Source organism: Halomonas sp. hl-4 (assembly GCF_900215475.1).
GTDB lineage: Bacteria > Pseudomonadota > Gammaproteobacteria > Pseudomonadales > Halomonadaceae > Vreelandella.
On sequence record NZ_LT907845.1, the window covers coordinates 4,201,573 to 4,215,409 of the forward strand.

The following is a 13,837-nucleotide window of genomic DNA, read 5'->3' on the forward strand; positions in this document are numbered from 1 at the left end:
CTATGGCTTCTCAGTCAGCCGCCGGACAAGTTCGTGACGTACGAACCTGCATGGCGTTACAATCGAGTCATATTTAGCGGAAATGGCAAGTCACCACTGACCTGGGTGACTCTCCGGGTAACACGCGAGCCATTGCACTGAAATTTATCGGGGTTTCAATTTGTTATGGCTCAAAAAGTATTGATGCTCGACAACTATGATAGCTTCACGTTTAACATCGTCCAATACTTGGTGGAATTGGGTGCTGACGTCGTGACCTACCGTAATGACGAGATCACCATTGGGCAGATCGAAGCGCTTGGGCTGACACATTTGGTGATCTCGCCTGGCCCCTGTACGCCCAACGAGGCGGGCATTTCCCTGGCGGCCATTGAGCATTTTGCAGGCCAGTTGCCGATATTGGGGGTCTGCCTGGGGCATCAGGCGATTGGCCAGGTCTACGGCGGCCAGGTGGTGCGCGCACCGCAGGTAATGCACGGTAAAACGTCGGCGGTCCAGCATGATAACCACGGGGTATTTACAGGATTGGATAACCCGCTGGAAGTTACCCGTTACCACTCGCTGGTGGTGGATACACAGTGCTTGCCCGACTGCCTGGAAATCACCGCCTGGACCGATGATGATGACGTCACACCAGGGGTTATCATGGGCTTGCGCCACCGGGAATTGGATATTGAAGGCGTTCAGTTCCACCCTGAATCGATCCTTACCCGTCAAGGCCATGCGCTACTGGCCAACTTTTTACAACGCGGCTGATCGCCGGTTTCACATGCTTTAGGGGCTTTTCTGTTCATGCAAATGCGAGACGCAATTAACGCGGTGATGCGCCGCGAAGACCTCTCTTTCGATGCCATGCACGCACTGATGCGCCAAATCATGACCGGTGAAGCGTCTGATGCCCAAATTGGTGGTTTGCTGGTGGGACTTGCCATGAAAGGCGAAAGCGCCGTTGAGATTAGCGCTGCCGCCCAGGTGATGCGCGAGCTGATGAAGCGCGTTGAGCTTAATACCGACAACGTAGTGGACATCGTCGGCACCGGTGGCGATGGGGCTAACCTGTTCAACGTGTCGACGGCGGCCAGTTTTGTGGCGTCCGCCGCGGGTGCTCACGTGGCCAAGCATGGCAACCGCAGTGTTTCATCGTCCTCCGGCAGTGCCGATCTTTTTGATGTGGCGGATATCTACCTGGATCTTAAACCTGAGCAGGTAGCCCGCTGTATCGAACAGGTGGGCGTCGGCTTTATGTTTGCTCCCAACCATCACCCGGCAATGCGTTACGCCATCGGCCCGCGCCGTGAAATGGGCGTGCGTACGTTGTTTAATATCCTTGGCCCACTGACCAACCCGGCCAGCGCGCCGAATCAGGTGCTTGGTGTGTATGCGCCGTCGCTGGTGCCGCTAATGGCCGAGGTGCTGAATAAGCTCGGCAGCCGCCATGTGCTGGTAGTGCATTCCGAGGATGGCCTGGACGAAATTTCCCTGGCGGCTCCGACCCGGGTGGCGGAACTCAAGGACGGCGAGATTACCCAGTACACCATTACCCCGGAAGACCTGGGTATTGAGCGCCAAAGCTTGGCAACCCTTAAAGCAACCAGCGCCGAAGACAGCTTGCGGTTGGTGAAAGCCGCATTAAGTGGCGAAGGTGCGGCGGCGGATATCGTCGCGCTGAATGCCGGTGCCGCGCTTTATTGCGCTGGCGTGGCCGATAACCTGAAAGAGGGAGTGATGCTGGCACAGGATGCCCAAGCCTCCAAGTTACCGCTTGAAAAACTTAAAGAACTGTCTCACTTCACCAGCGTTTTTAAGCAGTAGGTCCTTAAACACGGTAAGTTTTAAACAAGTAAGTTTTAAACAAGAAGAGATCACCATGACTCAACAGGCAACGCCCACGATTTTAACGCGCATCCTGGACCGCAAGGATCAGGAAGTGGCCGAGCGCCGCCAAGCTGTTTCTGAAGCGGATTTACTGTCGTTGGGTGAAAAACAGAGCGCCCCCCGGGGATTTATCGAGGCTCTGAACACGCGTATTGCGGCTGGTGACCCGGCGGTCATCGCCGAGGTCAAAAAAGCCTCACCCTCCAAGGGCGTGATTCGCGAGGAGTTTCACCCTGCGGATATCGCCAAAAGCTATACCCAAGGCGGCGCGGCGTGCCTATCGGTGCTTACCGATGCTGATTTTTTCCAAGGCCATGAAGATTATTTGATCGCCGCGCGTGATGCCTGTCCGCTACCGGTGATTCGCAAAGATTTCATTACCCACGGCTACCAAGTGGCCGAGGCTCGGGCGATTGGGGCCGATTGCATCCTGTTGATTGTGGCTGCCCTGGATGACGCCCAACTCCACGACCTGAACCAACAAGCCATTGCTCTTGGCATGGACGTTCTGGTGGAAGTCCACAATGCCGACGAAATGGCGCGTGCCCTGGCGCTGGATCTGAAGTTGGTGGGTATCAACAATCGCAATCTGCATACCTTTGAGACCAGCTTGAACACCACGCTTGAATTGCTGCCGCGTATTCCTGACGGCGTGACAGTAATAACCGAATCGGGTATCCACACCCGCGACGATGTGGAGTTGATGCGTGACCACGAGGTTAACGGCTTCCTGGTGGGCGAAGTCTTTATGCGCGAAAGCGACCCCGGAGAGGCGCTTAAGCGGCTTTTCTTTTAAACCGTTGGTCGTTTTATCCGCCAACTGAGCACGGCAACGGTCAGCGCTGGCAAAAAGGTAACGGTGACAATCGCGGTGCCGAGCAGTCCAAAAAGCACGATGGCACCGACGCCGCGGTATAGCTCGGTGCCTTCACCGGGTAAAAACACCAGTGGCGATAGCCCACATAGGGTGGTGAGTGTGGTCATCGCAATGGGTCGCAAGCGACTTTCCACCGCATTAAAGACCGCGTCGCGCACGCCCATTGATGTTTCGCGCAGATTCTCGCGGGCCTGGTGAACCACCAAAATTGGATTGTTGACCACGGTGCCCATAAGAATCAAAAAGCCCAGCATGGTGATCATGTCAAACGGCTGGCTGATGGCATTCAGGCCAAAGCGTGGCAGCACTGCCCCCACTGTGTTCATCAGCCATAGCCCGACGATGCCACCGGCCGCGCCGAGGGGAATGGTCGCCAGAATCAGCAGCGGATAGCCCCAGTGGGCGAAAATCGCCACCAGCAATAAATACACAATTGCCAGCGCAATCAACCCGTTGCTGGTTAACGATTGGCGAGTGGCGTCGAGCTGGTCGCCCGCGCCGCTTACCGTGACATCGATACTGCCCGGTAGCTCACCTTCGTCGCGCATTGGCTCGATAACGTCACGCTGCATTCGCTCGATACCTGCTTCAAGTGCCACGCTGCGCGGGGGAATCACGTCGAGGGTAACGCTGCGCCGACCATCGACCCGGCGGATGGTGGCGGTGCCCACCGTTTCTTCAATATCGGCTACGTCATTGAGCGGCACATTGAACCCGGCAGGTGTATGAAGGGGGAGGCTAGCCAATTGGTCGAGGTCGATATCGCCTGCTTCTGGACCGTAGCCATATAGGTCAATTTTTTCGTCGTCGAGATAAAAATCATCCAGGTACGACCCATTGGTCAGCACCGCAATTGCCGTGCCCAGGGCGTCGGTATCAAACCCCAGCTCAGCCGCTCGCTCCCAGTCGGGGTAAACTTCAATCAGCGGCTGGCCGAGGTCCAGCGCAGAAGGGCGCGATTGAATGCGCGGGTTGTCGAAGGTGTCTTCTGCGCGTTCGTAAATTTGATTAGCGGTGGCATAGAGCGCTTCCAGGTCATTGCCTGCAATATCCAACGTGATGCTGCGCGTGCCGCCGTCATTGCTGGAGATGATTGAGCCGCGAGCGGCAAAGGCACGCATGTCCGGATAGGCCTCAAAACGCTCGGTGAGGGCGTCCATCAGCGCTTCAATGTGGTTGGGGTCGATGGTTTCGGCAATGATGCGCAGGCTCTGCGCTTCTGCTTGAATGCCCATGGTACGGATCGGTGGAACATCGGTGTCGCCACGCTCAAAGGCCTCTGGGTCGGCTTCCACATGGGGCCCCAGTTCACGCTGCAGTGCTTGGGCTATCTTGTCCATGGTGGCGAGGTTGTAGCTGGCGGGCGCATTCATGCTGACAAACGTTTTGGCTTCTTCGCCTTCGGGCAGGTACTCGGCGGGTGGTGTCAGCCAAACAAAAATTGCCACGCCGCCGACGATGCCGAGTACGATCGCGGCCAGGCGTCGTCCGGCGCTTTTAATCATGCCATTAACTACCCACAAGCACGCGCTCATCCAGCGCGGGCGCTTGGCATTGCCATTATCGCGGCCGCGAAAATCGATGTGTGCGCCAAGGGTGGGGATGACGGTAATCGCCACGACCATCGAGATCAGGATCGAGGTGGAGATTGCCACGGCAATATCGGAGTAGAGCTGCCCGGCTTCCTGCTCGATAAAGAAAATCGGCACAAAAACTAAAATAGTCGTCAGTGTGGACGCGAGGACCGCTGGCCAAACCTGCTTGACGCCCGCAAGTGCCGCCTGGAAGCGTGCCAGCCCGCGGCGGCGCTGGGTTTCAATACTCTCGAGCACGACAATGGTGTTATCAATGGTCATGCCGATAGCAAAGGCTACCCCGGCCAGGGAAATCACGTTTAGCGTGCGCCCGGCCAGCATTAGCCCGAGAAACGCGGCAATGGTGCAAATGGGGATACCGATAACGCCGGCGAAGGTGGCCCGAGCTGAGCGTAGAAAGGCATACATGACCAGCGTGGCGAACAGCGCCCCCAGACCGAGGTTTACCCAGACGTTGGCGATCGATGATTCCACGTAGCGCACGTCGTCGTTTGACAGAGTGATCTGCATGCCTTGTTCGGCTAGCAGGCCATCGTTCAAAGCCTCAACTTCTTCAAGCATGTCACGCTTGATGTCGATCACGTTGGCCCCCGGCTCCCGGCGAACTTGAACGCTGAGCACCGGCTCGCCAGCGGCGTTATACGATCGCGAGGTGAGCTCGGCGTAGGACTGCTGCACCTCAGCGACATCACCGAGTCGAATGACTTCGTCACCCTGGCGCCTGAGGATTAATGCTTCCAGGCTTTCTACGTCTTCAAAGCGCCCCACGGTGCGCAGCAAATAGCGCCGCTTGCCGCTTTCCAAGTCACCGCTTGAGACGTCTTGATTACGTTCCTGTAGGGCAGCTTGAATGTCGCTGATACTGAGGTCGCGGGCGGCCAGCGCGTCGGGGTTGATCAGCAACTGCATTTGCCGTTCGGCCCCGCCAGAGACGGTCACTTCCGACACCCCGGTGACACTTTCCATGCGCGGGCGCACATTATCTTCCAGGTAATCGCGCATGGCCGGCATGTCGAGCTGGCGAGGGTTGCCCTCGCGTGGGCCGACGTTGAAATACATGAACGCGTTGGCCGAAAACGAGTTGGCGACAATGCGCGGCTGATCAACATTGGTAGGGTAGGAGGGTACCTGGCTCAGGGCGTTATTGACCCGAATCAGCGTTTCGGTGAGGTCGACGCCAAAAGGAAACTCGAGCTCGATTTCAGCGCTGCCGCTGCTGGCGGTGGACTCCATGCGCTGTAGATTGGGCACGTTGCGTAGATATTCTTCCTGCTCGATAAGGATATCTTTTTCAATATCCTGCGGGTTAGCACCGGCCCACTGGGTCTCGACGCCAATCACCCGGGTTTCCAGGTCGGGAATCATCTGCACGGGAATTCGCCAGATGGCGGCAATGCCCACAATCATTAAAATCAGAGTGACCACGCTGACTAAAATGCCGTGACGGATAATGGCGGCAAACATGCGCGAGGGCGCTCCTTTTAATCGTCAGTTAGGGACAAGGATTGCCCCTCCTCAAGGCGCTCGTTGCCCACCACAACGACGCGATCACCCTCCGCAATGCCATCATGGACGGCAACATTGCCCTCATGGCTGTCGCCGATCTCGACGCGTTGCTCGTAAGCCCGCCATTCGCCGTCTTCCTCACGGGCAAGCCAAACACTCACGCTGCCATCCGGGCGACGGATAAGTGCATCGCGGGGAACGCTGGGGCCTGATTCGCCCTCGATACGCAAACGCCCCTCAACCGCCATGCCAGGGAGCAAACTGAGCGACTCGCGGGGTTCGGCACGTAGCAGGAATTGGCGGCTATTGGTGTCTTGCGGTACCTGCGCCTGGGGACGGGCTTTATGCCACTGGTTGTCGCCTTCCTGGCGTATCTCAAGGATGGCGTCATCCATTTGCGAGTAGGCGGAGAAGGGTACTGAGAAATCAACCGTTAACGAGTCAATATCGACCAGCGTCATTAACGTGTCGCCGGGTGTGACCCATTCGCCGACGTCGCTTTCCCGTTGGGTGATCAGAGCGTTGAAGGGAGCGGTGATGTCGTGACGTGATACGCGCAGCTCCCAAAGACCCTGTTCCGCCTTCTGAGCATTCAGGGTGGCTTCAGCGGCGGCCAGGGTATTTTGCCGCTGGCGCTGTTCGCTGGCGGCAATATTTTGCTGTGCGGATAACTGGTTGGCTTCGTTGAGCCGCTGACGGGCGTCATCGCGATCGGCACGGGCCTGTTCAACATTGGCCTCGGCACGCTGGCGTTCCAGTTCAGCTTCTCGGCTATCCAGCGCCATCAGGCGTTCGCCTTGGCTTACCCGGTCGCCAAGTGCGACGTCAAGCGTCGTGACTTGGCCCGCCTCGGCGCTGGAGACCTGGGACGTGCGCGGTGCACTGACGCTGCCGTTCAAGCGCAACATCTCAACACGCGGGGTTTCTTCAACCAGCAGGGTTTCTACCCGTGTTTCCTGGGCGGTGGCCGTACCCGCTGTCACCATCAGCAAGGTCAGCGCCACTGTGCACGCCCTGAAAGTGCGGCCGATAGACCGGAAACGTCGCAAGTTAACTCATCCTTCACCTCAAGCAATGCCTCAGCATGCCATAATAGAACGGTCGATTGGCGTTGGTGAGATCAACGTTGTCCGCGCTTGAGTGCGCCTAGTAGCGCTTGCAGCGGGTGTTCAAGGGTTTGCGCGGAGTAGCGCTTGACCTGACTGCGGCACGAATAACCGGTGGCTAATAATTTGCCCGCGTTTTCGTCGGCGTCCACCTGCGGCTGCCAGGATTGAGCGTAAATGGTTCTGGAGGTGGCGGTATTACGGGTTTCATGGCCGTAAGTGCCGGACATGCCGCAGCAGCCGGTGCTGACCAGCTCAAGCTCCAGCCCGAAGGCCGCGAACACCTGTTGCCACGCCTTGGGGCTGCCCGGCGCGTTAGTGCTTTCGGTGCAGTGGGAAAGCAGCTTGAAGCCGGGGTCGTTCACCTTCAGCGGACGGGTGGCGAGGGTGTTAAGGCGAGTCGTCAGCCATTCCTGCAGCATCAGCACCTCTGGCACCGCCTCATTGCCCAGCGCTTTGACGTACTCCTGGCGGTAAGTCAGCGTCATCGCCGGGTCGATACCCACCAGAGGGATCTCAAAGTGTGCCAGCGTGCGCAGCCGTTCGGCCTGTTTCTGCGCCGTGCGTTCAAACGCCCCCAGGAAGCCCTGTACGTGCAGTGGCTTGCCGTTGGCGGAAAAAGGCATCACGAACACCCGCAGGTTGAGCCGCGACAGCAGCTCGACGATATCCATCACCAGTTTGGCTTCAAAGTGGCTGGTAAACGCATCTTGGACGATGATCACGCTGTTGGCGCGCTGCTGCTCGGTAAGCAGCGCAAGTGAGGTCGGCGTAGCCTCCGCCACACCCCAGGCGCGCAGCTTTTTCTTTAGGTTGGCGCGGGAAAGCGCTGGCGAGTCGCTAATGCCAATGCCTTTGCGCATCAGCTGTTCGACCCAGCGCTGGCCCATGACAGCGTTATACAGTGGGGCCAATCTGGCAAAGGTCGGCAGCATGAACTCGGTGCCACCGATCAGGTAATCACGCAGCGGGCGCAGGTAGCGGCCGTGGTAGAGCTCCAGAAACTGCGAGCGGAACTGCGGCACGTTGACCTTAACCGGGCACTGCCCCGCGCAGGACTTGCACGCCAGACAGCCCGCCATGGCATCGTAAACCTCGTGGGAGTAGTCGTGGTGCTGCTTGCGACTCAGCGAATTCGCCACCCGCAGCGGCAAGCTTTTGATAAAGCCCCAGCCGCCCTCGGCTTTTTTCTTGCGTGACTCCTCGACCACGTCGATCCCCGCTTGGGACTGCAGGCGCAGCCACTCGCGGATCAGGCTGGCGCGGCCTTTGGGGGAGTGGCGGCGATCGCGGGTGGCCTTCCATGATGGACACATGGGGTCGTCCACATCGTAGTTATAGCAGGCGCCATTACCGTTGCAGTACACCGCCGCGTCGTAGGCCTGCCAGGCCCGTTCGTCGATGGTGCGGTCAAGCTGGCCGCGCATCGGCACTTCGTCGATAGCCAGCAGTTCCGGGTCGTGCTCCCGGGCAATCAGCTCGCCCTTGTCTGATGGCGAGGCTATCTTGCCGGGGTTGAGCTGATTATAGGGGTCAAAGGCGGCTTTTACCCGTTGCAGACTTGGGTAGAGCTTGCCGAAAAATTTGGGGCCATACTCGGAGCGAACCCCCTTGCCGTGCTCGCCCCACAGCAGCCCCCCGTATTTCTGGGTGAGGGCGACTACCTCGTCGGAAATCTCCCGAATCAGCGCTTCCTGGGCGGGGTCTTTCATATCCAGCGCCGGGCGCACGTGGAGTACCCCTGCGTCCACGTGGCCGAACATACCGTAGGAGAGCCCGCGAGTATCCAGCGCGGCGCGAAACTCGGCAATATAATCGGCCAGGTGCTCGGGAGGCACGGCGGTATCTTCGACAAACGGCAGCGGGCGCTTTTCGCCCTGCACGTTGCCGAGCAACCCCACCGAGCGCTTACGCATGCCGTAGACTTTCTGAATCTGCGGGCGGCCTTCCGCCAGGGTATAGCCAAGCCGCTCGACCGTGGCGTCATGGCCTAGATGCTCGGTAAACACCCGAACGCGCTCGGCGAGGGCGTTCGGGTCGTCGTCGTTAAACTCAACCAGGTTGATGCCGCTGATCGGCGTATCGCCGGCCGGGAAAAACTCCGCCACGCTGTCCCAAACGAAGTCATCCATCGCCAGCTGCAGCACGGTGTCGTCGATGGTCTCGATGGACGTGGGGCGCGCACTGGAGGCCATTAGCGCTTTGGCATCGCGCAGGGCCTCCATGAAGCCGGGGTAGCGAACGTTCACCAAGGTTGAGTGCTTAGGGATCGGCAGGACGTTGAGTACCGCTTCATTAAGGAATCCAAGCGAGCCTTCCGAGCCGCATAGCAAACTGTTCAGATTGAGCTGGCCGTCCTGTTCGCGCAGGTGGGCCAGGTCAAAGCCGGTCAGGCAGCGGTTGAGCGGTGGAAACGTCGCCTCAATCAGTTCGCGCTGCTGGTCGATAATTTCAGCAGCGGTGGTGTGCACGCGGCCAAGGATGCCGTCTTTCGCGCATTCAGCGGTTTCTTCTTCCGAGGACAGCGAGCGGCTGTGTAAGTGCTTGCCGCCCAGCAAAATCGTATCCAGTTCCAGCACGTGGTCACGGGTTTTGCCATACTCGCAGCTGCCCTGACCGCTGGCGTCGGTGGCAATCATGCCGCCAATGGTGGCGCGGTTGGAGGTGGAAAGCTCCGGGGCAAAAAACAGGCCGTGGGGTTTGAGCGCCGCGTTGAGCTGGTCTTTGACCACGCCCGCCTGAACGCGCACCCGGCGATGCTCGACGTCGATCTCGATAATCCGGTTCATGTGGCGTGAGACATCCACCACAATGCCGTCGGTCAGCGACTGGCCGTTGGTGCCGGTGCCGCCGCCCCGCGGGGTGAGCACGATATCGCGATGGGGGACTTCACCGGCCAGTTTGGCCAGCCGCTCCAGGTCCTCGGCGTGCCGGGGAAAGACCGCGGCCTGGGGTAGGCGCTGGTAAATCGAGTTATCCGTGGCCAGCACCGTGCGGTTGGCGTAGTCAGGGGCAATCTCGCCTTCGAAGCCGCGCGTTTTCAGCGCCTCAAGAAAGCGCACGTAATGGAAGCCCAGACGTTCAAATGGCGCGGTACGCGAATCCAGAGATGCAATCATAATTGAGCAAGCCGTCACTGCCGAAAGCGGAAGAAAATAAGACAGCTACTTTACCGCAGTGACTGACGACCTGCACCTGGATGGCGGCGTTATGCCTCGCCCAGCGCTTCCTTCACCAGCGCGGCAGATGATGCCGACATGGGCAGCGTTAACGCCAGTTCGTGGGCACGCGGAGACATTTTACGCCAGGTCATTTGCACAATGCGCACCATATGGTCGTGTTCGACCTTGCGCGAAAAATCGGCGAAGTAGTTTTCTAAAAACACCAGGCAGGCGCAGTCTTCCAACGCCTGTACTTCGGGGTCGCGCCCCAGGCCTTTCTTGCCGATCATCGCCGCGACGCGCTTGGCCTCCTCAATGCTGTAGCCTGCTTCCTGCATCAACTGGGCGGTGGTCTCGCCCGCACGCTTGCCCTGGTCGCGCCGCCAGGTTAAATAGCCCACCCGGCCTTTATCGTATTCCTCGCGGGGCACCTGCCAGCGCTGTAAATGCTGGGCACGCACCGCCAGTTGCAACAGCTCGCCGGGGGAGTCGTAAACGTGCGCCAGCCACTTGCTCATGCGCTGGGCGTAGGCCAGCTCCTGAGGAATGGCGGTGCCATCGTCAAGCGAGGTGGAACGCGGGTCTTGTGCGTGCAGCGCGTCAATGGCGTCTAGGGTTTGTTCAAAAGCGGAGGTCATGGCTGAGGTGCTCGGCTAAAGAGGGTGGTTAAACTGATATGGTCCTAGGTTGCCGAGAAACACTGAGAATCACAACTTCTGTAGGTAGGGAGATTATGGGGAACGTGGCTAGAGCAGACTAAGGATTGTTAAAAATCAGTCGCTTGGAAATTTCTGCTTTTGGTGAAGTACTCGCATGATATGAATTGAGGAATGATCGACCCAGTAGGCAATAATCATCGAAATCTCCGGGATGATAAGCAATCTGCCTGGAATGGCATCCCGCTGCACACCCATCAATGGCTGATCAAGTAGGCTTTCAGCTTTCGCCTCAATGATTTCGTCGGTTTTCTCAGCGGCGGCAGGATTGACCTCGTAAAGAAACTCGAAGATTTTTTCGCGGTCATTCAGAGCCTCTTCTTCCCATAAAATCATTGATTAGCTCGGCCTCGAATTTTGGCTTTGCGTTCAGCCATTTGTGATTTTGCGTTTTCGTGGTTGATGAAAGAAGCCTTTCCATCATCAAGCTTCTCAAAGGCTTGATTAATTTGATTGGTTAGCCATGCATCATGAGATAGCACCTTGCGTTGTTGCTCAGCTAATTGTTCGGTGAATTCGCGGCAGGCATCACTTAGCGTACGGCCTTGGCTCTCAGCCATTTGCTGGCTCAAGCGTTTTGTCTCTTCATCAATACGAAACTGTATTCTAGTATCCATGGTTAATCCCTATACTAATTTGCGTGCGTACAAATGTTAGCACAAAACAACTGACATGACGCGGGCTATTCCCTTTCCAAGTTCCCCTCGTAGGCACCCATAGCCCCTCACCGCGCTTTTGCCTACAATAGACGCCTTTGTCATCGGCGTTGTACGCCATGTTTTTACTGAATTCAGGCCAAGGGATACCTCATGCTCGATCCGAAACTGCTGCGCGGTGATCTTGATGCACTGGCGCAACAACTGGCCCGCCGAGGCTTTGTGTTGGATAAACAAGGGCTGCAGGCGCTAGAGTCGCGCCGCCGCGAACTGCAAACCCAAACCGAACAGCTACAGAGCGAGCGTAATACTCGCTCCAAGGCGATTGGTAAGGCAAAAGCCAACGGTGAGGATATCCAGCCGCTGCTGGATGAGGTCAGTGATTTGGGCGAGCGGCTGGATGCCGCGAAGCAGCAGCTGGCCGAGGTGCAGGAGGATTGGGATGATACGGTGAGCGGGATTCCCAACGTTCCCCATAAGAGCGTGCCAGAAGGTAAAAGTGAAGACGATAACGTTGAGCTACATCGCTGGGGCACGCCTCGCGCGTTTGATTTCGAGGTGCTGGATCACGTCGATCTGGGCAAGAAGTCGGGCTATCTCGATTTTGACCTGGCCTCGAAGCTGACCGGCGCTCGTTTTGCGGTGATGCGCGGGCCGATTGCTCGGCTGCACCGGGCACTGGCGCAGTTCATGCTGGATACCCAAACCCAGCAGCACGGCTATGAAGAGTGCTACGTGCCGTACATGGTCAACCGCGATTCGCTAATGGGCACCGGCCAGCTACCCAAGTTTGGCGAAGACTTGTTCAAGCTGGATGATGAACGTGAGTACCACCTGATTCCCACCTCGGAAGTGCCGCTGACTAATTTTGTGCGCGATGAGATTGTCGAGCAGGCGGCGCTGCCAATGAAGCTTACTGCCCATACGCCGTGTTTCCGCTCCGAGGCAGGCTCCCACGGGCGCGATACCCGCGGCATGATTCGCCAGCACCAGTTCGACAAGGTTGAGATGGTGCAGATCGTCGAGCCAGAACACAGCTACCAGGCGCTGGAGGACATGCGCGGCCATGCCGAGGCGATCCTGCAGGCGCTTGAGCTGCCGTATCGGGCAGTAACGCTATGCACTGGTGACATGGGCTTTGGCGCGGCCAAAACCTATGATTTGGAAGTCTGGCTGCCTAGTCAGGAAACCTACCGCGAGATTTCATCGATCTCCAACTGCGAGGACTTTCAAGCGCGGCGTATGCAGGCGCGCTACCGCCATCCTGACGCAAAAAAGCCCCAGCTGTTGCATACCTTGAACGGCTCGGGGCTGGCGGTAGGTCGCTGCCTGCTGGCGGTGCTGGAAAATCACCAGCAGGCGGATGGCTCGGTGGTTATTCCTGAGCCGCTGCGTCCGTATCTTGGTGGTCTGACTCAGTTGGCCCTTTAAGCGTCCACTCTACGTTAACGCCCGCTTCAATGCGGATGGTCCCAGGGCGGTATTCGCTGCTGGGGCCTTTGGCATCGGCGCTGTCGCTGCTTTCCGCACGCATCGACATCATGCGGGGCTGGAAGATGGGCGACTGGGTTTCTTCGATGCGCTGGACATGGCCCAGGTCGGCATCCAGCGTGTCAGCCATTAACTCGGCTTTATGCCGGGCTTTTTCAAGCGCTTTGACCATTGCTTCGTCGGTGGCGGCGTCACGGTCTTGCAGGTCGAACTGCACGCCGTCAAGGGCGTTCACGCCTGCGCCCATCAATGCGTCTAGTACGTCACCAAGCTGGTCCAGGTCCGTCAATTCAACAGTGACAGGGCGCTCCAGTCGCGTGCGTTGCAGCGTTTCACCGTCGCCGTTGTCGGAGCGGGGGGCTTGTACTTGCTCTGGGTAAATGTTCAAGGAACCGGCACTAATCGCATCACGCTCAAGGCCGCTGTCTTCCATGCTGTTAATCAGCTCGCTGGCCCGGCGTTCTAGACGCTCCCTTGCAGCGGTTAATTCGTCACTATCGGTGTCTTCGAGGTTGGACAGTGCAGGTGTCTTTTCCCATAGGCGGGCACTGAGAGTCGCTTTGTCGGGTGCCACCTCAACCGATGATTGGGCTTGTACATGCAGGCTCGGTGGGGAAGGTGCGGCTTGAGCCAGCGGAATGCTAATCAGGGTGAATAGAGCGCCGGCGGCGAGGCTATGGCGTAGTCGTGCTTTAGAAAGAAAGTGTGGTTTCATTGGTAAACATCCCTTTATAGCCTCGTGCTAAGGCACATGGCGGAGTAGGTCTAGTAAGGCTAGACTCTGCTTGGAATGTAGCCTGCTTAACAAAGTTCAGCCGTATCATTGTGGTACGCAACAATTGCTAAATGTTTGC

11 protein-coding genes are annotated in these 13,837 nt (G+C 58.0%); 4 read left to right on the forward strand and 7 right to left on the reverse strand.

Annotation, left to right across the window (positions count from 1 at the left end; genetic code table 11):
- The first annotated feature begins 165 nt into the window (after positions 1 to 165).
- The 3 genes from CPH17_RS19650 to trpC are packed head-to-tail and all read left to right on the forward strand — an operon-like array spanning position 166 to position 2,671.
- The gene (locus tag CPH17_RS19650) at positions 166 to 756 is read left to right on the forward strand and encodes an anthranilate synthase component II (RefSeq protein WP_074395895.1); all 591 of its coding nucleotides are present in this window, start codon (positions 166 to 168) and stop codon (positions 754 to 756) included.
- A 36-nt stretch (positions 757 to 792) separates the two neighbouring features.
- Complete coding sequence (gene trpD, locus CPH17_RS19655) at positions 793 to 1,812, forward strand: anthranilate phosphoribosyltransferase (RefSeq protein ID WP_096300858.1); 1,020 nt, start codon at positions 793 to 795, stop codon at positions 1,810 to 1,812.
- Between the two features lie 55 nt (positions 1,813 to 1,867).
- A complete protein-coding gene (trpC, locus tag CPH17_RS19660; protein ID WP_096300859.1) occupies positions 1,868 to 2,671 on the forward strand; it encodes an indole-3-glycerol phosphate synthase TrpC in 804 nt (267 codons plus the stop codon).
- Here trpC and CPH17_RS19665 read toward each other — a convergent pair.
- The 6 genes from CPH17_RS19665 to CPH17_RS19690 form a co-directional block, all read right to left on the reverse strand.
- The gene (locus tag CPH17_RS19665; RefSeq protein WP_096300860.1) at positions 2,668 to 5,811 is read right to left on the reverse strand and encodes an efflux RND transporter permease subunit; all 3,144 of its coding nucleotides are present in this window, start codon (positions 5,809 to 5,811) and stop codon (positions 2,668 to 2,670) included. The genes trpC and CPH17_RS19665 overlap by 4 nt on opposite strands.
- 17 nt (positions 5,812 to 5,828) lie before the next feature.
- Entirely contained in the window at positions 5,829 to 6,857 is a 1,029-nt protein-coding gene (locus CPH17_RS19670; protein ID WP_231896523.1) for an efflux RND transporter periplasmic adaptor subunit, read from the reverse strand.
- Between the two features lie 116 nt (positions 6,858 to 6,973).
- The gene (ydiJ, locus tag CPH17_RS19675; protein WP_096300861.1) at positions 6,974 to 10,078 is read right to left on the reverse strand and encodes a D-2-hydroxyglutarate dehydrogenase YdiJ; all 3,105 of its coding nucleotides are present in this window, start codon (positions 10,076 to 10,078) and stop codon (positions 6,974 to 6,976) included.
- A gap of 89 nt (positions 10,079 to 10,167) precedes the next feature.
- Positions 10,168 to 10,758, reverse strand: coding sequence for a DUF4202 domain-containing protein (locus tag CPH17_RS19680; protein ID WP_096300862.1), 591 nt, complete (start codon positions 10,756 to 10,758; stop codon positions 10,168 to 10,170).
- A gap of 135 nt (positions 10,759 to 10,893) precedes the next feature.
- On the reverse strand, positions 10,894 to 11,172 hold the full coding sequence (locus CPH17_RS19685; protein WP_074395901.1) for a type II toxin-antitoxin system RelE/ParE family toxin: 279 nt from the start codon (positions 11,170 to 11,172) through the stop codon (positions 10,894 to 10,896).
- Positions 11,169 to 11,408: a damage-inducible protein J gene (locus CPH17_RS19690; protein ID WP_441316756.1), complete on the reverse strand. Its 240-nt coding sequence runs from the start codon at positions 11,406 to 11,408 to the stop codon at positions 11,169 to 11,171. Before CPH17_RS19690 ends, CPH17_RS19685 begins: the two co-directional genes overlap by 4 nt.
- Before the next feature lie 237 nt (positions 11,409 to 11,645).
- On the opposite strand from CPH17_RS19690, the gene serS reads away from it, so the two are divergent.
- Positions 11,646 to 12,923 (forward strand): serine--tRNA ligase, encoded by a 1,278-nt coding sequence (serS, locus tag CPH17_RS19695; RefSeq protein WP_074395903.1) that lies wholly within the window; start codon positions 11,646 to 11,648, stop codon positions 12,921 to 12,923.
- Here the strand turns inward: serS and CPH17_RS19700 are convergent.
- The gene (locus CPH17_RS19700; protein WP_074395904.1) at positions 12,868 to 13,698 is read right to left on the reverse strand and encodes an SIMPL domain-containing protein; all 831 of its coding nucleotides are present in this window, start codon (positions 13,696 to 13,698) and stop codon (positions 12,868 to 12,870) included. The genes serS and CPH17_RS19700 overlap by 56 nt on opposite strands.
- Between the last annotated feature and the right edge of the window lie 139 nt (positions 13,699 to 13,837).

What these genes read in the sequence shown, in the direction of transcription:
- CPH17_RS19700 (WP_074395904.1), bottom strand. Translation starts at nt 13,698, where the DNA reads ATGAAACCACACTTTCTTTCTAAAGCACGACTACGCCATAGCCTCGCC.
- trpD (WP_096300858.1), top strand. Translation starts at nt 793, where the DNA reads ATGCAAATGCGAGACGCAATTAACGCGGTGATGCGCCGCGAAGACCTC.
- CPH17_RS19680 (WP_096300862.1), bottom strand. Translation starts at nt 10,758, where the DNA reads ATGACCTCCGCTTTTGAACAAACCCTAGACGCCATTGACGCGCTGCAC.
- serS (WP_074395903.1), top strand. Translation starts at nt 11,646, where the DNA reads ATGCTCGATCCGAAACTGCTGCGCGGTGATCTTGATGCACTGGCGCAA.
- trpC (WP_096300859.1), top strand. Translation starts at nt 1,868, where the DNA reads ATGACTCAACAGGCAACGCCCACGATTTTAACGCGCATCCTGGACCGC.
- CPH17_RS19665 (WP_096300860.1), bottom strand. Translation starts at nt 5,811, where the DNA reads ATGTTTGCCGCCATTATCCGTCACGGCATTTTAGTCAGCGTGGTCACT.
- CPH17_RS19650 (WP_074395895.1), top strand. Translation starts at nt 166, where the DNA reads ATGGCTCAAAAAGTATTGATGCTCGACAACTATGATAGCTTCACGTTT.
- ydiJ (WP_096300861.1), bottom strand. Translation starts at nt 10,078, where the DNA reads ATGATTGCATCTCTGGATTCGCGTACCGCGCCATTTGAACGTCTGGGC.
- CPH17_RS19685 (WP_074395901.1), bottom strand. Translation starts at nt 11,172, where the DNA reads ATGATTTTATGGGAAGAAGAGGCTCTGAATGACCGCGAAAAAATCTTC.